General features: G+C 43.4%; 13 protein-coding genes. 6 read left to right on the forward strand and 7 right to left on the reverse strand.

Translation table 11 applies throughout. From position 1 onward, the window contains the following. Window positions 1–402 precede the first annotated feature (402 nt). From ACT3TH_RS06400 to epmA, 3 genes are all read left to right on the forward strand, one after another. Window positions 403–1,530, forward strand: a complete 1,128-nt coding sequence (locus tag ACT3TH_RS06400; protein ID WP_444755012.1) for an AI-2E family transporter — start codon at window positions 403–405, stop codon at window positions 1,528–1,530. A 64-nt stretch (window positions 1,531–1,594) separates the two neighbouring features. Next, entirely contained in the window at window positions 1,595–2,725 is a 1,131-nt protein-coding gene (locus ACT3TH_RS06405) for a 4-phosphoerythronate dehydrogenase (protein WP_444755121.1), read from the forward strand. Window positions 2,726–2,796: 71 nt separating this feature from the next. Then, entirely contained in the window at window positions 2,797–3,822 is a 1,026-nt protein-coding gene (epmA, locus tag ACT3TH_RS06410) for an EF-P lysine aminoacylase EpmA (protein ID WP_444755013.1), read from the forward strand. Between the two features lie 129 nt (window positions 3,823–3,951). On the opposite strand, the gene ACT3TH_RS06415 is transcribed toward epmA, so the two are convergent. From ACT3TH_RS06415 to ACT3TH_RS06440, 6 genes are all read right to left on the reverse strand, one after another. Continuing rightward, complete coding sequence (locus ACT3TH_RS06415; RefSeq protein WP_444755014.1) at window positions 3,952–4,587, reverse strand: NAD(P)H-binding protein; 636 nt, start codon at window positions 4,585–4,587, stop codon at window positions 3,952–3,954. A gap of 386 nt (window positions 4,588–4,973) precedes the next feature. Then, window positions 4,974–5,423, reverse strand: coding sequence for a YaiI/YqxD family protein (locus tag ACT3TH_RS06420; protein WP_444755015.1), 450 nt, complete (start codon window positions 5,421–5,423; stop codon window positions 4,974–4,976). Next, entirely contained in the window at window positions 5,423–6,766 is a 1,344-nt protein-coding gene (locus ACT3TH_RS06425) for a 5-(carboxyamino)imidazole ribonucleotide synthase (protein WP_444755016.1), read from the reverse strand. The genes ACT3TH_RS06420 and ACT3TH_RS06425 overlap by 1 nt, the downstream gene beginning before the upstream one ends. A gap of 211 nt (window positions 6,767–6,977) precedes the next feature. Next, window positions 6,978–7,538, reverse strand: coding sequence for a 5-(carboxyamino)imidazole ribonucleotide mutase (gene purE, locus ACT3TH_RS06430; RefSeq protein ID WP_444755017.1), 561 nt, complete (start codon window positions 7,536–7,538; stop codon window positions 6,978–6,980). A gap of 120 nt (window positions 7,539–7,658) precedes the next feature. Next, window positions 7,659–8,624 carry a metallophosphoesterase gene (locus tag ACT3TH_RS06435; protein WP_444755018.1) on the reverse strand — a complete coding sequence of 322 codons (966 nt, stop codon included), beginning with the start codon at window positions 8,622–8,624 and terminating at the stop codon, window positions 7,659–7,661. Between the two features lie 112 nt (window positions 8,625–8,736). Continuing rightward, on the reverse strand, window positions 8,737–9,345 hold the full coding sequence (locus ACT3TH_RS06440; protein ID WP_444755019.1) for a rhomboid family intramembrane serine protease: 609 nt from the start codon (window positions 9,343–9,345) through the stop codon (window positions 8,737–8,739). Window positions 9,346–9,719: 374 nt separating this feature from the next. Here ACT3TH_RS06440 and ACT3TH_RS06445 point away from each other — a divergent pair, with 374 nt between their 5' ends. Beyond that, window positions 9,720–11,372: a hypothetical protein gene (locus tag ACT3TH_RS06445; RefSeq protein ID WP_444755020.1), complete on the forward strand. Its 1,653-nt coding sequence runs from the start codon at window positions 9,720–9,722 to the stop codon at window positions 11,370–11,372. 613 nt (window positions 11,373–11,985) lie between these two features. After that, complete coding sequence (locus tag ACT3TH_RS06450) at window positions 11,986–13,599, forward strand: OmpA family protein (RefSeq protein ID WP_444755021.1); 1,614 nt, start codon at window positions 11,986–11,988, stop codon at window positions 13,597–13,599. Between the two features lie 105 nt (window positions 13,600–13,704). Here the strand turns inward: ACT3TH_RS06450 and nagZ are convergent, their stop codons facing one another. Then, window positions 13,705–14,790 carry a beta-N-acetylhexosaminidase gene (gene nagZ, locus ACT3TH_RS06455; RefSeq protein ID WP_444755022.1) on the reverse strand — a complete coding sequence of 362 codons (1,086 nt, stop codon included), beginning with the start codon at window positions 14,788–14,790 and terminating at the stop codon, window positions 13,705–13,707. Between the two features lie 566 nt (window positions 14,791–15,356). On the opposite strand from nagZ, the gene ACT3TH_RS06460 reads away from it, so the two are divergent. After that, the gene (locus ACT3TH_RS06460; protein WP_444755023.1) at window positions 15,357–17,567 is read left to right on the forward strand and encodes a carboxy terminal-processing peptidase; all 2,211 of its coding nucleotides are present in this window, start codon (window positions 15,357–15,359) and stop codon (window positions 17,565–17,567) included. Window positions 17,568–17,797 lie beyond the last annotated feature (230 nt).

A 17,797-nucleotide genomic window follows, 5' to 3' on the forward strand; every position in this document is an offset into this window, starting at 1 on the left:
GTAAAGACAAAAGCAGTTTTGGTGCCATTGTTTTTACTGGTTAAGCATATGTATGGCATCTTATCCAGTGTTGTCATGGTCTAGTAAGCTTAGATAGAGAAAGTTGTAAGTAAAAATTACAACATAGAGTTATATAACTGGCCTATTTTATTGCATAATGAGAAACAACAACGACCATATTTTACTCGGTTCTGATAGAATTTTTGAATGGAAATATGGTACGGTACTCTATAGTTTGGCGCTTACAAAACAGGTTTTTGTACCCTTATACCGACGACCCACAACACTCGCTAATGGATACAGTTTATGGACATGGTCTGTAAGTTGACGTTCATCACATATTTATAAACTTGCCAGTAGGGCTTAAATAAAGCCATGCTGTCTGCTTTTGGTTTATGCGCTATGATTGAAAATTGGACAAAAGAATTTATTATTCAGCGCTTGCTGGCCATTACTTTATTGGTTGTGTTATTTGTATTGTGTTTTCAGGTGGTACAGTTTTTTATTGTGCCCGCAATTTGGGCGGCAATTTTAGCGTATGTGACTTTTCCCATTTATAACTTTTTTTATCAAAAAGTAAAGCTGAGTCCCAATTTTAGCGCTGCTATTATGACGGTAAGTATCTCTTTGATAATAGGTGTGCCGCTTGTCGTTGGGGTATTTATTTTACAACAAGAAGCCCTGAGCTTAATCAGCAATTTAGTCTATCGGATTAGAGTCGGCTATTTAGATGTGCCAAACTCCATTAAAGACTTGCCAATTATCGGTCAGCAAGTCAAAGATGTACTGTGGCGCATCAACAAAAACCCTGAGGGCACGCTCGAAGCTTTTCGTCTTTGGGTTCAGTCACATTTATATTATGGCAAGGTCGCATTAGATGTGGTGTTGAGCAGTCTTGCTAAGCTCGGTATGGCACTGATGACGCTGTTCTTTTTTTATCGCGATGGCACAAGTTTGATTCGTCAAATCCGCCAAGCACTACGTAATATCATTGGTAATCGTATCGATGGGTATATTGACTCAGTGGGCACCACCACGCGCGCTGTGGTATATGGTATTGGGCTGACAGCCCTAGCACAGGCACTGCTAGCAGGTGTCGGTTACTATTTTGCGGGTGCGCCAAGTCCTATTTTATTGACTATTGTCACTTTTGTGATTGCTTTGATCCCCTTTGGTACGCCGTTTGTTTGGGGTGGTGTGTCCATTTGGCTGTTGAGCCAAGGTCATACAGTAGAGGGTATTGGTTTGGCACTGTGGGGCACGCTGGTTATTAGTTGGGTTGACAATTTGATTCGCCCTATTGTGATTAGTGGTGCGACCAAGATTCCTTTTATCATTATTTTTATTGGTGTATTAGGCGGTCTAACGGCTTTCGGTTTCGTGGGCTTATTTATCGGCCCTGTAGTACTAGCAATCGGACTTGCAGTATGGCGTGAATGGATCTCAAACCATAAAAATGAGCTATTTGCGGCGCAAGAGCAAGAGTTATCTGATAGCCAAATGTTACCACCGACTGAAAAGCCAGAGTAAACATACCGGTTATAAAAATATTCACAATGATGTTGCAACTGTCATGAAGGCCAAGATGGATACGATTAAACCTATTACTATAATTGCAGACAACAATATCGCAAGCTTAGACGAATTTTTTAATGCGTTAACGCTTGGGCACGCAACAGGACAGACCGTCAATATCGTTACGGTCGCTGGACGTGATATCACTGCCGCATTATTGGCAGACACGCAGCCTGATGTTCTATTGATACGCTCTGTAACGCAAGTAAACGAGGCGTTGTTGGCGGATAATAACAGTGTACAGTTTGTGGGTTCTGCAACTATCGGTACCGATCATGTTGATCAAGACTATTTGGCAACGCGAGAGATTACTTTTGCCAATGCGGCTGGCTGTAGTAAGCACTCTGTCGCGCAGTATGTGTTGACCGCCATCTTGACCTTACGCCCGCAGTATTGGCAGCAATCAATCACACTCGGTATCATCGGACTTGGTAATATTGGCAGCACGCTTGCGCAGTATGCAAGCGATTTGGACTGGCAGGTGTTAGGATATGATCCATTGTTACCCGCGTCAGATATGAATAATGCCAGCCTTGAGCAGGTACTTAGCCAAAGTGACGTTGTCAGTCTGCATGTGCCGCTCACAGACAAAAAAGGCACAAGTACAGTAAGTAGAAAAGACACTGGACGTATTAGCAGCGACTTTGATTATCCAACACGTCATCTTATTGATGCCGCTGCGCTAGCTATGATGCCCGCGCATACTATGTTGATTAATAGCGCACGTGGGCCTGTTATTCGTGCAAGCGACCTGAAAGCAGATATTGAGCGTACGAAGCGACAAGTGGTGCTCGATGTATTTGAACATGAGCCTCAAATTTCAGAGCGTTTATTATCTAAACTAACTATTGCCACACCGCATATTGCTGGTTACACACTAGAAGGTAAGCTGCGCGGTACGCAGATCATCTATGATGCGCTATGTGAAAAATTGACCGTCATACCGGCTCAATCTATGCAGGCGCTGTTGCCAGTCAATATGTTTTTGTGGTCTGAGTTAAAAATGCATCCAGACAGATTGATTAAGTTTTATGACATCATGCAAGACGATGCGGCACTGAGAAGTAAAGCAGTAGATGGTCATATAGAGGGTACTGATTTTGATGGATTAAGACGCGATTATCATTTACGCCGTGAATGGCAATCTTAAACTCAAAGGCTAAAAAATTATTTATAAAAACGATTTGGCTCTTTAGCATTCGTCAGTCGCAGTAGGCAATCATGACTCAATCTTTTAGTTCCCCTCAAAAACCAAGCTACGCACCTACCATGTCACTAACAATGGCACAGCAGCGTGCGCAATTGATAAGCAATATCCGTCAGTTTTTTGCCAATCGGCATGTACTGGAGGTGCAGACACCGTTACTGTCACAAGCTGGTAATACGGATACTTTTTTGCAGTCCGTTGCTGCTCAAGTGACTTATCAAGATCGACCGCGCACGTATTATCTGCATACTTCACCTGAGTTTGCCATGAAGCGTTTATTGGCGAGCTGGCAAGTGCCTATTTATCAAATTTGTCCTGTGTTTCGAGATAATGAAATAGGCGTGAGACACAATATCGAATTTACTATGCTCGAATGGTATCAGCCAAATTACAGCTTAGCGGATATGGCAGCTGAGGTTGGTGAGTTATTAGAGATGCTATACGGCTATCCCGTGGTCATGAATCACTATCGCTACGTCGATGCGTTTATGGATTTCGTTGGCATACATCCGCTGACAGCGAGTCTTGCGGCCTTACAAGCTGTGGCAGAAGACAAGGGTCTGATAGGGTTTGATTTTAATAGTGAGGCGAGTTGTGCAAATGACAGTGAAGACGATCGTCGCCAAAGCTGGCTTGATTTGTTGTTTAGTCATGCAGTAGAGCCGAACTTGGGTCATGATTTGCCCACTTTAATTATAGATTATCCGCCTGCGACGGCAGCATTGGCAAAGACCTCCCTTGATAAAGAGGGTAATGAGGTCGCCAAGCGTTTTGAGCTGTATATCAACGGCATTGAGATTGCCAACGCCTATGACGAGCTGGCAGATGGGCAAGCCTTAAGGGCGCGTTTTGAGAAAGACAATCAACTGCGCAAGCGCCATAATTTACCTGTGATGCCCATTGATGAGCATTTAATCGCTGCCTCTGATGATCTCATGCCTTGTAGTGGTATCGCTGTGGGGATAGACAGATTAATCATGGTGATTACAGGAGCAAGTAGCTTAGAAGATGTCATTGCTTTTCCGAGCGGATTGGCCTAATTAAGTCTAATGCGATATAACGAAAAGGGCCACTTATTATCAGCCTGTCTAAACAGTGCTGAATAATGAGCGGCCCTTTCTTATAATCAATTAATATATTGGTTATTTAACTATTAATTATGAATCGATTTATACCGTAGCAATGGCTTCAGCAATATCGATGTCACCATTATGCATGTTAAAGGCTTTTTTGATGGTATTACTGGCATTGAGTACAGCTGCTAGGGTAGTGGCAACGTCTTCAATTGAGTTTTCACCAGCGCTGTCGTCAATAGCAATCTTGCCAGTACCAGCACGTTCTTTTAGGGCACCCGGCTGTACGATTGTATAGTCAAGCGTACTGTTGTTTACCAACCACTGATCGGCATAATGCTTACAGATATAGTATTCTTTTAGGTCAGCAATGCCAGGGCTGTCCCACTTACTGGTGTCTAGTGAAAATGCGGCGCTGAGCATGATATAACGTTTGATACCCTTGTCCTCGGTTGCTTGGATAGTCTTAACTGCGCCGTGCAAGTCAACTTCTAAGACATCTTTACCGCCAGAACCTGCCACAAAATAAACAGCATCAATATCTTCATCAATTTGGTCTTGAATATCATCTTTTTCGGCTGTGATGTCCAGATCAAGCTGGCTGTAGTTGTCAGCATCGAATAAAGTTTCTGCCTGACGGGTGGTTCCAATGACCTGATGATCGTCTGCTAACAACTGCTTAACCAGTTCAGTACCTACGCGACCACTTGCGCCAATCACTAAAATTTTCATAATCATTCCTATTTTTATAGAGAGTTTTTTTAAAAGTAGCATTTGTCTAGCATTAGAGACGATTATTGCTCTAATGCTGGAAAAACGTCGTTCTAAAAACTGACTATAGCGTAACAAGAATGGACGGTATGCTTCGTTATGATGCGTGCCGATTACATGAAGTTTAGTTATAGAATGTATACCGTTTGCAAGGAAGCAAAGTTTATCAGATACAGTTTATTCTAGATCAAAGAGACACAACCATTATAGTCGTACTGCTAAAATAATATTTTCTTGCTTGCTATGCCTTTGCTGATAGAGGCTGCAAAAATTTATCTTAACAGCACTGTATTTATTTTATAGTGGATAGACTATAGATAAGACTCAAACTGCAATTATAAAAGACACTAACGAACCAAACGATTTAAACCATCAGCGAATGCTTTTTTGTCACGGTCACCGTAAGGTTTTTGTCCGCTCATTTCTTGTAGCTCTAACACACCCGTGCCGCGCATGGTATCCATAAAATCGCGCATATTGAGCTTTTGCTTAATGTTATTTTTGTCGTAGATCATACCGCGCGTCGTCAATACCATACCACCTTTGTCCAAAATGTCATTGGCTAAAGGAATGTCACTGGTGATGGCAAGATCACCTGGTTGGATTTGCTCCACAATATAATCATCAGCCTTATCGAATCCTGATGGCACCACTCTCATAATGAGGAGTGGTGACTTGCGCAGTTTAATCAGTTGATTGGCGACGAATATCGCTGTCGTTTGTGTACGTTCAGCGGTTTTGATAATCAAGTCTTTGGCAATTAATGGCACTGAATCTGCATCCACCCAAATCTGCATTATTTTTGCACCTTCTGTATTTGTGGTTCAGCGTCTACCATATCATCCGCTTGGTGCGCTGCTCGCTTTGCATTATTTACGTTCTTGTCATCGAAAGTCGTTAGGCTGTCTACTGCTTCTAGCTGACTCTCTTCAATCTCTGATTTTTTATCAAGACCTACTTTATTAGGCAATACTGCGACAAGCTTGGCAAGCGCTGGCTCTAAATCAGTCACGTCATTGGGCATCAAGGTGATATGCGCAATTTTTCGACCGTCACGTTCAGCCTTGTGGTAGCTGTGATAATGAGCACCATCAATGTTTAGTACAGCACTAATATCCGGATATTGTCCCAACACATTTATCATAATGGCCGGATGGATATTGTCCGTATCACCCAAGGGTAAATCGACCACAGCGCGAATATGGTTTTCAAATTGGCTGGTGATAGCACCTTCGATACTCCAATGCCCTGAGTTGTGTACACGGGGCGCAATCTCGTTGGCAAGTACCGTATCATTACCGCGCTCATCTTTAACGACGAACAATTCAAGCGCCATAACCCCGACATAGTCCAAATGATTCATGACGGTGGTGATGGCATCCGTTGCTTGCTTGAGCAAATGACTGGTACCAACGGCGGGGGCTTGAGTTTTGGCTAAAATGCCCTGATGATGATGGTTTTCGACCAAATCATAACTGCGTACTTGACCATTTTGCGCTCGTGCCGCAATGATAGACACCTCACGGCTAAAGTTAATAAAACCCTCAGCAATCAAGGGAGCGGGCGTTGGTGTGAGCTCGCCTTTACCACTAACGGCATCTTTGAGATCTTGCCAAGCGGCTTTGATATCGTGGTCTTCCTTGATGACAAACTGACCTTTACCGTCATAACCGCCGCGACTGGTTTTGAGCACAATCGGTAGTCCCAATTCAAGACAAGCTTGCTGCAATTCAGCTTCAGAGTTGACGGTCATAAAGGGGACGGTTGCGATATCAAGCGACTGAAACATTTGCTTTTCTTTTAAACGGTCTTGGGCGATATCAAGGGCAATAAGCGGCGGAAACATGCCTTGCTTGCTGCCAGATTTTGACAAATCCGTTAGTCTCTCAACGGTGGCCGTTGGCGTGTTTTCAAACTCCAACGTAAAGACGTCTGCTGCCGCAATAAAATCTTCCAATTGTTCGCTATGAAAAACGCGACCATATAGGCTTGCTGGGCAATCAATACTGTCTTCTAAAAATACACATTGATATCCCAATGGCATGGCAGCTTCGGCAAGCATCATACCAAGTTGACCACCGCCTAAAATACCGATGGTACGAATGGTTTGGGTAACAGGGTAAGCGTTCGCTGTAGTCATGGCAGGCTCTTTAAGTTAAAAATGAAGAATGTATTTGGTATATTAAAATCTGAAGATTTACCTATTAAAATAGGAAAAGGTGCATTGTATGCACCTTGTGTTAAGCAAAACCTATCTAAACTTACTTATTCAGCCAAAATCGTTTGAGCTTATATGACTGGTATTAACAGTATTTGATATCCATTATCTTTCATTTATTGAAGATTAACGGTTAGGTGTTAATGATACCTGGCGTTGGGCTGGCAAGAATGGTATCGGTTTGCGCCGTACGTAACGCATCCAGCTTAGTGGCAATCGAATCATCATGCAAGGCAAGAACTTGAATCGCAAGAAGGGCTGCGTTATATGCCCCAGCCGTCCCAATCGCTAACGTGCCAACGGCAACGCCTTTGGGCATTTGTACGATAGACAATAAGCTATCCCAACCACTGAGCATAGAAGATTTGACAGGAACGCCAAACACAGGCAGCGGCGTTTGGCTCGCGCACATACCCGGCAGATGCGCGGCTCCACCAGCACCTGCGATGATCACTTGTAAGCCATGGTCTTTTGCACTTTTGGCATAGTCAAACAATCTATCGGGCGTACGGTGTGCAGAAACCACTTCGCAGTCAAAGGCAATATCAAAGTCTGCAAGCAATTGTGCTGCAGCGCTCATGGTTGCCCAATCAGATTGTGATCCCATGATGATGCCAACTTTTGGCTGACCAGCAGGAGAGGTGATAGGGCCGTTTTGCTCAGCAGTATTATGGGTAGCCGATGTCGTGCTCATGCTTGCATATCCTCAAAAAGACCATCATACAAAAATTTTGCCGCCCTCGTAAAGCCAAGTTTGATGTTTAATCACAAAGCAAGGCAAATAGCGTCGCTCTACCAGTTGGTACTTATCACTCTAATGATTGGTATCTAAAGGAGAATCGTGAATATACTGCACAAAATTACTAGGATTTAAGGGCAGTGGCTGCTCAGTATCAAACTGATAACAAGTTAAATAACCATTATCTACTGCTGCCGAATAATCGGTACAAACCACCTGCGGGCTGAGCGGTTCAGGCATGCCAGTCAACCAATAATGACCAACAAACACAGGCTTATCGGTTTTTAATGCAAAATCGATATTTTCAGCTAAGGCATCATTTGGGATTTGAGCCAAGGCAGATGAAGGGGCGCGAGCTACCTCATAAAGCGTGCGCTTGTTAAGCTCATTAAGCCACCAGCGTACCCGTACTCGCGTGCGCCTTGTTCCTTCTTTATCAACCATTGCCATACCGTCAGGTAGCGGTGTTTCTACACCTTTTAATACCCGCTCTAGTGCATCAAACGGGACGCTAGGTTCGCTAGCAGTCACTACTAGTCCCCGCGTTGTTAGGCAATTATCTTCCGTCAATAATGGCTTTAATATGGCCATACTATCGACATCCCAGCAAGCATGTACAAAGCAGGCGTCGTCGCTCTCAAGCCACAAAGGTATTTCATAAAAACGCTGTAGCCAATATTGATGACTGTCTGATCCAAATGGCACTTCGGCTAAAAATGCCTCATGTTGACGCATATGTACGTCATTATGCACGCGCAAATACTGAGTAGGGTTGTTTGGATCAATCGTAGCAAAAGCCAAAGCATTGTATTCGTGATTGCCCATCACGGCATCGGCCACGTCGGCATCAAGCATGGCAAAGACAATCTCTAACGTAGCAATTTGCTGTGGACCGCGATCAATCAAGTCTCCGATGAATAAGGCTCGATGACCAACTGGTGGGACAAAATACTGCCCGTTATGATGGTAGCCTAGCTGTGTTAATAGGCCAACTAGCTTATCTGCGTAACCGTGAATATCACCGATAATATCTATAATCATAATGAACTATCAAATCTCAATGTATAAAAGAGCGTCGTGTATTAACGCAGTGCTGTAAGGTTTTCTGTTACTCAGATCTATTCTAAAGCACTTTATCTAATTATTAGTCAATCTAAAAACCAGGCGATAACAATGCGTTTAAGAAGTGTGGCAGTACTTTTGGCTCTAGAACAATCGTGGCAATAACACCAAACGCGCCGCCCCACAGATGTGCCATGTGATTGATGTTTGAGCCGCCCCGTTTATCAGCGTAAATGCTATAAACTATATAAGCGACAGCAAACAGTATCGCAGGGATAGGAATAATGGCAAATAGATATATTTTTTCCCATGGCGCGAGCAAAATAAAAGCAAACAATACGGCTGACACACCGCCTGAAGCACCAAGGCTTAAGTAACTGGCATTATTTTTGTTTTTAATATAGCTTGGTAGCATTGCAACAATAATAGCAAGCACATAAAAAACCACAAAACCATAACCAAATAAGAAGGGACGGTAGAGACCTTCGATAGCGCGACCGAAAAAATATAAGGTAAACATATTAAACAGTAAGTGCATGCTATCAGCATGAATAAAACCATGCGTCACAAAACGATCCCACTGACCATTATTTACCGCTGGTGGATAAAAAATAAATCGGTTAAATAACGCCTTGTTTTGCCATGCCAATAAGCTGACAATAACAGTAATAATAATGATAAGAGTCGTATGGTTAAACAAAGGAAAATCCTTAGGCCGTGCCTGATATGTGACAAGGTTATAAATGGGTATAAATGACAAGGTTCAACGCCGAAGCGTTACGGCTGAATAAAAAAACATAACCAATGACACATTATTAGATATTAGGTCTTTATAGTAGGCTAATACTAACAGTAGTTAGAACTGCGAAAAAATTTATTATGTGACAAAACAATGCATTTTTATGCTTTTATAGTGAATAATATATTAAGGTGTTAAAGAAAGTGAGCAATAGTCACATTATTGATAATAATAGTGAATAAACAACAGAATTATTTTTAAGTACAGTACGATAAATAAGTCAAATATACAGTTTTTTATGGCATTAAAGTGACGGCCGACAGAGGCAAGGGTTTATGAGTATAATCGACCAGTTAGAAAGAACGGTTACGCCTGCTGTATTGGGCGAGAGTGACCGTAAAAGTAGTGTGGCTTATGTCAGTCTACTTGAGCAGTTTTACGCTATTTTAGTGGCGCGTTTGGCATTGCCGCAGGTTTACTCGCACCTCATTCGTAACGATAACGTGATAACGACTGAGAGAGCAGTAGAAAGCCCATTGTTTGAACAGTTGTGGCAAGACCCAGACATACAGCAAATTCTCATTCAAGAACTGTCTGCCACGCATCATATCGATGCATTAACGACGTCACAGCTGCTCATTAATGCTTCACCACTGGCATATCGTGAACTCAAGATATTGGCCAATGGGCAATTTTTGCCAGCGTTTTTACAGCCAGAGCAGACAGCATTGCGTCAATATCTACCGATATGGTCGGTGCCTGTGATTGACGGACCACAAAACCACAGCAATGAATCCAACTTAAACCCAAACCTTGACTCAAAAACCGTAGCAGACATTACTACTGCATTAATGAGTGAGACTCCTTTAGCTGCAATCCATAAACCTGATACAGATACGGGTATCAGCGCTACGTCGATCGCATCTGATGTGGCAAACGCGAACTACTTAAAAAACGCGGATGAGAACCGTACTGCTACTGATTTTACTGCCAGTACAGATGCCATTCATGCCAATCCGTCAGCGCATCATTGGAGCGACAACGGCAGCATGAAGCGAGAAAAGATACGCACCCGCAACCAACGCAATGACCTACTGGTACGAGTGTTTTTATTAATCATCGCCCTCACTGCCATTGCCTTTGCTGCTTGGGCAATGCTGATTAGACCCAACAATGCGCCACCTGTTGTACCAGTAGTAGCAGAGCCTGTAGTGCCTCCATCATCAACTGCACCACCAGCACAGGTCATGACACCAGTTGAGCTGATCGTTGGAGTAGACAATAACGGCAGTTTGTACAACTGTAGCGCCACCGTCGGTGATGAAGCATTACAGAGCACCTTGCAACAAGCGCTCAATGCAAGCTTTGGTGAGCAAGCGAGTATTTGTCAATTTACCGTACGGGCAGGGGTAGCAACTGATATTGCCGCTATGCCAGCACCGGTGCTGCCTAATATCTTCACCATGCTCAGATCAACCCCATTTGCCCGTCTCCATTTACAAAACGACCGTCTGACGTTGGAAGCGCCAGATAGTATACTGTTACAACGTTTGGTCACAGACATCCGCGCCTTAGCGCCAACTATGGTTATTGACAGCACTGCGCCTCTGCCATTGCCTAATAACAGCAACGGTGATCCTATCAATGGTATGACAAGTATGAATGGAGCGAACAGTCAGTTTGAAAATGGCGGTGTAGTGTCTAATAACCAATATAATAACTATAATGGCAGTGGATCAGGCGAGTATCAGGCATCAGATGATAATACGGGCGATAGGGTACTGCCTGCACCCAACTCACCTGCACCCAATAATGGCAGTTTTAATAATAATACCAGCACGCTCCCTGCCAATGTACCTAATAACTCCCCGTCTAATAGCGTACCGACTAACAACGCACCAACTAGACCCTCAGGTCCTATCTCTCTGTCAGAAGTAGATGACATGGCAAGTAGTGTCATCGTCGTTGAACCCGCGCAGGTAAGATAACAATTATTTTAATAAGAACGTTGTCGCTTCTCATTAGAATTTATAAGACCGAGTGGCTATCAAATCAAAAGACAAACCAAAAGGGCGGTATGAGTGAATAATCATACTGCCTTTTTTTATATAAGTTATAAGCATTTTAAAATAAGACGCGTTGTTTTGTATCTCTATCCATCATTCGGATAGCATACTCAGTATTTTATACAGTGCTATTTTTAGAGGTGAGTTTCTGCTTCTTTACTTCAAGAGATTTATTAGTGGTGAATTTCAAACCATTCTCTCTCATATCATAATTTAAAATACGGTTTCTTCCTTATGGTTGTTGATATGTTAGTGACTTGTACCTTAGCCCTCTTTTGGTTACGTGTCATAACTGAAACATTACTTAACGTATCATTTGCACAACAACGTGCCGATTGTGAACTAGGGCTTAAAATTTTTATAATGGTACTGGTTAAATATGGCCTTTGACGGTTTTAGCTGTCAGGCCTTTTTATTTTATATTAGTGGTTTTTTGTCAGAATTTTCTAGTATGGCTTTTTGTCATACAAAATTTTTTAGCATTTAAGACTTTTAGCACTCAAATTATATTAATAAGTAATGGAGAAAATATACTATGGATATTATCAATCATTTGACACGAACGGTCAGCCCAGCAGTATTAGGGGATGAAAGCAGTCCCGCTAAGCAAAATTTGCTTGAGCAATTTTATGCGATTTTTGCTGCTCGCCTTGCTGACAGAGAGACCTACGATCGCTTTGCCAATGAAAACATCGCACGTGAAGATCAAAAGTTTTATGATCGCGTTTGGACAGACGATACACATCGCGATCAAATTGCACGTGAATTGGCGGACAAACACAACGTCGATACCACAGCCACCCGCGGTTTGATTGCAATGGCTGCGCCCCTTGCTTTTCACGAAATTAAAAGCTTAGCAGGTAACACTCCTGTACCGCAGTTTTTGAACGACAATCTTGATAGCTATCAGCACCATATTCCAGCGTGGGCAAGTACTGTCTTACCAGCTGGTATGCTGGCTGCCACGCCTGTTGCTGGTGAGCGTATATCAGATACGGTCAGCACAGCGCCGTTACAGCGTGAAGAAGAAAAGCAAGGCAGCTTTATGAAAGCCTTGTTACCTATTATTGGTTTGATTATTTTGGGCGCACTTGCTTGGGCGCTGTTGCGCGGTTGTCAAGAAAACCCTGAGCCTGTAGCAACGCCAGTTGTGACTGAACAACAAGCAGATAACAGTAATGAGCAAGTAGCAGTCGCCGCAGATATAGAGCCTGCTTCACTACGTATCGCGACAGGTGAGAATAACGAGTTGTATGCTTGTAGTATGAGTGTTGGTGATGAGACATTACAGACCAACGTAATGAATGCGTTAACCAGTGCGTTCGGTGACGAAGCCAATAAGTGCCGTGCTGATGTTGATGATAACTTTGCGGCAGACATGCCTGCAGCTGCGCAACTTGCGACCATTCTACCTATCGTCAAAAATGTACCAAACGCCAGCATGATTATCAAAGGCGACACAATTGTAGTCAACGCGCCAGACGCAGCAGCACTGGACCAGTTAGTGTCTGATTTACAGGCAGCTGCACCATCGATGACAGTAGAAGCGGAAGGTCCACTAGATTTGCAGGGTGAAATCGATGACAGTTTAGCAGCGGCCGATTTGGCTATGACAAACCTTGGAGAAAATCCAGATCCTCGTGATGTTGCTCGTGCTTTGAGCATACAGGTGATTAACTTTGAGTTGGACAAAGCTGAAATTCCTGAAGTTAATAAAGCGTTCCTTGACCGTGCCGCTAAGATCATGGTTGAAGTACCAGACATGAATTTGATGATTGTTGGTCATACCGATGCTCAAGCATCAAATGAATACAATATGGAGCTATCGCGTGAGCGTGCTGAGTCTGTAAAAGAGTACTTAGTCTCTCAAGGTGTCGATGAAAGTAAGTTATCTACAAAAGGCATGGGTGAAACAGAGCCTGTTGCAGACAACTCAACTGAACAGGGCCGTTTCCGTAACCGCCGTATCGAGTTTGTGGTTATTGATGAAGCAGTCAATGCTAATACTGATGCGCCCATTACTAACACTGCGTTAGGTACTAATAATGAGCTGGATCCAGATTTGAATCCACTTGATAACAATAATGATGACATATTGCCAGACGGTGATGATGCCACTCAAGGTACGGCATTAGATCCAACAAACTAAGCTTCTATTCTTACTTCAACATAGTAAATACGTATTAGCCATCAAAAAACCGCTTCTTATAAAGGAGCGGTTTTTATTTTGGTGTTAATTATTTTTGATAAAGCGCTATTTATAGTTGGTAGGGTCTGTTGCCTCAGCGATGCTAGTAGCTGTCTGGGTTAGGGATTGCGTATCAAAAAAAGTCTGTGTGATGTTTTGTTTGGCTTGTTGCCAATAGTCAAACTGCTGACAAGTAGACTCAAGATCGCCTTGCCAGATAGGAATATTGCCGCACATGGTTTTGACGCGGTTTTGATGAGGATAAGGTAGCTCTTGCGCCGCTTCTGCTGCTTCATGAGCGGCAACGCGGTCATTACAAACCAGCGCAATATCACAGCCAGCTTCAATCGCAGCCTTAACGCGGTCGCTCACATTTCCTGCGGCTTTTGCTCCTGCCATTGATAAATCATCTGAGAAAATGACACCATCGAACTTAAGCTGATGACGAAGGATCTCTTGTAACCAGATTTTGGAAAACCCTGCTGGTTTATTGTCCACTTGCGAGAAAATCACATGAGCTGGCATGAGAGCATCTAGCCATGACAATGTTTGAGCAAACGGCTGCATGTCACTATTGATAATCTCATCTAAGCTACGCGTGTCGATGGCTTCTGCTACATGAGAATCAGGTGCGATAGCGCCATGTCCTGGGAAGTGCTTGCCCGTGGTTGCCATGCCTGCTGTCTTCATACCGCGCATAAACTGGGTCGCCAAAGCAGTAATGGCCTGCGTCTCATGATGAAAGCTACGATCACCGATGACTTGACTGATACCATCTCTATCGAGCACGGGTGCAAAGCTTAAATCGATGCCTACAGCCAAAACTTCGGCTGCCATCAAATAGCCACAGTCGTAAGCACAGTTAAGTGCACGGTTTGGGTCTCGGTTAAATAAGTCACCAAGCCTGCCCATAGCGGGTAGTGGGGTGAACCCTTCGCGTAGTCGGGCGACGCGGCCACCTTCTTGATCAACCCCAATCAATATATCAGGATTATGGTAGCGAATATCATCACACAATGCTCGCACCTGTGCGGCATCGGCGACGTTACGTGCAAACAATATCACGCCACCAACTTGTGCTTGTTTGATTAAGCTCACATCTTCAGCAGTCAGTGCCGTACTATCAATATCAATCATTAAAACGCCGTACATAGCGTAATCCTTATTGTGTTATGCCGTGTGGTAAATTTTGAGGACAAAGGCCAATGAGAATGGGGCTTTAGTCCGCTATCAGGATTGTCACAATGGTCTTATTATGACAGTTATTATGACATGCGCATAATCTGATGGCGTTATGATCTAAAAACAGGTCACTATCTCGAGTAGAATCGTGGCGAAAGTTGTAATGAGAATTTTGATGAAGCGCGTGACAAACGTCACAATAAGAATAGCCACAATAAATGTGATAGAAAGTTTGGTATGTGCAGACGTAGGGTGTAAGATTGCTTATACAGTTTGAGACAGTTCATGGTTTACAGGCATGATAATATTGATTGATTTTTAACGTTATATTGGCCGCCAATAATGAGGCCCAAAGATTAGACTTATAGTAAGTCAATTTATTTGAATTGTAGTGTGCAAGCAATTGTATGACGTACAAAGCAACAGATAAGACAATAAGTTCGATAGACAATAGCCGATTTAACACTCTTTATTTAAGACCAAAAGTTCTGACCAAATAAGTAATATTTTTAACTCAAAATAACTAGGTACATATGATGAAAAAACAACCAGCACAGTGGTTACTCAGTGCAGCGTCAGTGGGCATCGCCGGTATTATTCTTACCCAAAGCTACGGCACAGCGGTAGCAGATACCAACACTGAAGGCTTCGTACAGACACCAGAACAAAAAATTACCACTCGTCAAGTCGCCGCTTTGCTGGATCGTAGTCATTATCTTAATCAGCCACTAGACAGTAAGACTGGTAGTGAGATTTTGTCTATGTACATCGATAGCCTAGATACCAACCATACTCTGTTTTTACAATCTGATGTCGATGAGTTTAAGAAAAAATACGCTGATGATTTCGGTGCTCGTCTCAAACGTGGTGATTTATCTGCCGGAGTAGAGATATTTGAGCGTTACCGTACGCGCTCAAACGAGTATTTTACTATGGCGAGCAAAATGCTAAAAACAGATCTCGATCTGACGAGTGATGACACCATTGTCCTTGACCGTGAAAAGCTCAGTCATTTTAAAACCAAAAAAGAGCAGCGTGATTATTGGGCGCGTCAGTTAAAGTTTCAGTTGATGAGCATCACTTTGGGTCAAGAAGACGAGAAAGCCAAAGAAGCGGTGTTTTTGAATAATCCTGACATCACGCGTGGACAGGATTTGGTACGTAACGATCAGCGCACACCCAGTCAGATTTTACAAAATCGCTTATCGCGCCAGCAGGAGCAGTTTACGCGTCTTACCAGCGACGAGATCATGGAGACCATCTTAAACACAGCGATGCTGACCTATGACCCACATAGTAACTACTATGCGCCGATTCAGGCCAATGAGTTGCAGATTCAATCAAGTCTACAACTAGAAGGGATTGGCGTATCGATCCGTCCTGATCGTAAGAACCCAGATTATACCCGTATTGTCACCTTAGTAGATGGTGGGCCAGCGGCCAAGTCTGGTCAGATTAAGCCCAATGATTTGATTATAGGTATCGCAAAAGACGGCGAAAATATGGTCGATGTGGTCGGCTGGTCAACGCGCGAAATCGTGAGCTTGATTCGTGGTAAACGTGGAACATCAGTGACGATAAAGGTACGTCAGCCAAATTCCCCTGATGCCAGTGCCCGTAACGTCACAGTAGTTCGTGACATTATTCAGCAAGAAGAGTCGGGCGTTACTCATCGCGTCGTCCAAGTACAACGACCTAACATTGATAAGACGCCAAAACGAATTGGTGTGCTTGAGATACCAAGCTTTTATTTGAACTACCGTGCGCGCCGTAACGGAGAAGATTATCGTAGTGTCAGTATAGATACTGAAAAAGCGTTAAAAGAATTAAATAAAGAAAATATCGATGGTCTGGTAGTCGATCTACGCAACAATCCTGGTGGCTCGCTGGATGAAGTTGCCAAGATGCTCGGGTTTTTCATCAAGAGCGGGCCAATGGTACAGATCCGCGACAATCGTGGCAATGTCCAAGTATACCGTGATGATGATGGCGACGAGCAACTCTATGATGGCAAGATGGTTGTTATCACCAACTTAGCTTCAGCTTCAGCCAGTGAGATATTTGCTGCCGCTATTCAAGATTATGGTCGTGGCTTAATCGTTGGTAGTACCACCACTGGTAAAGGTTCTGCCCAAATTCAGCTCGACAACTTGGCTTTGGGTTCAGCGACCCTAACGCAGCGTAAATTCTACCGTGTCACTGGTGGTAGTACGCAAAATAAAGGGGTCGTGCCTGATGTTGAGTTGGTCAACATTTATGATGATGCAACCTTTGGTGAGCGTGCGCAGAAAAAAGCATTGCCTTGGGACACCATCAAAACAGCGCCTTATAAGCCTGAAGGCAAGTTCACTGATGCGACGCTTGCAACGCTCAATCAGCAGTCTAAAATCCGTCAAGAACAAAACCCACAGTTTGTGTATTTGTCAGCGTTGAATGACATTCGCGATATGGACGATGAGAAAAAACCAATCCCTCTCGATATCAATAGTCGCCGTGCCAAAATGCAACTGATTGAAAAGCGCTCATTAGAAGCTGAAAACAGACGCCTCATCGCAACGGGTGAGCGCCCATATTCGAACTGGAATACTTATCAAGCCGCAATGGACGCAAAGTTTGAAGAACGTAGTCGCATGAAAGCTAATGAGCGCCCACAACTGCCTGAAGACGAAGCCTTTATCAATGAAGCCGCTTATATTATGCTCAGCGCTGAACCTGAGGCCTTACAAAGCCCTCAAGAAAAGTTATAAGTAGGCAATACGGTAATTTTCAAAATCACCGTAAAAAGTTGATGTAAGCATATGCTTACATCAATTGACGCCCAGACCTCTTACTAATCATAGGGCAATCTGCGATTATAACTGTACGGCATGATTGAACGGAACGGTTCATTGGTACTAGGGATTAGTATCTTGAAAGTCGCACCAGGGATAGGTGGTTTGTTAATTAAGGATAATAAGGCTGGATGCCTGTCGGTTAT

It is taken from the genome of Psychrobacter sp. AOP22-C1-C5 (assembly GCF_052378885.1).
Classification (GTDB): domain Bacteria; phylum Pseudomonadota; class Gammaproteobacteria; order Pseudomonadales; family Moraxellaceae; genus Psychrobacter.

Excerpts from the sequence above, each read along its gene's own strand:
- ACT3TH_RS06400 (WP_444755012.1), top strand. The coding sequence starts at position 403 with ATGATTGAAAATTGGACAAAAGAATTTATTATTCAGCGCTTGCTGGCC.
- epmA (WP_444755013.1), top strand. The coding sequence starts at position 2,797 with ATGACTCAATCTTTTAGTTCCCCTCAAAAACCAAGCTACGCACCTACC.
- ACT3TH_RS06415 (WP_444755014.1), bottom strand. The coding sequence starts at position 4,587 with ATGAAAATTTTAGTGATTGGCGCAAGTGGTCGCGTAGGTACTGAACTG.
- ACT3TH_RS06420 (WP_444755015.1), bottom strand. The coding sequence starts at position 5,423 with ATGCAGATTTGGGTGGATGCAGATTCAGTGCCATTAATTGCCAAAGAC.
- ACT3TH_RS06425 (WP_444755016.1), bottom strand. The coding sequence starts at position 6,766 with ATGACTACAGCGAACGCTTACCCTGTTACCCAAACCATTCGTACCATC.
- purE (WP_444755017.1), bottom strand. The coding sequence starts at position 7,538 with ATGAGCACGACATCGGCTACCCATAATACTGCTGAGCAAAACGGCCCT.
- ACT3TH_RS06435 (WP_444755018.1), bottom strand. The coding sequence starts at position 8,624 with ATGATTATAGATATTATCGGTGATATTCACGGTTACGCAGATAAGCTA.
- ACT3TH_RS06445 (WP_444755020.1), top strand. The coding sequence starts at position 9,720 with ATGAGTATAATCGACCAGTTAGAAAGAACGGTTACGCCTGCTGTATTG.
- ACT3TH_RS06450 (WP_444755021.1), top strand. The coding sequence starts at position 11,986 with ATGGATATTATCAATCATTTGACACGAACGGTCAGCCCAGCAGTATTA.
- nagZ (WP_444755022.1), bottom strand. The coding sequence starts at position 14,790 with ATGTACGGCGTTTTAATGATTGATATTGATAGTACGGCACTGACTGCT.
- ACT3TH_RS06460 (WP_444755023.1), top strand. The coding sequence starts at position 15,357 with ATGAAAAAACAACCAGCACAGTGGTTACTCAGTGCAGCGTCAGTGGGC.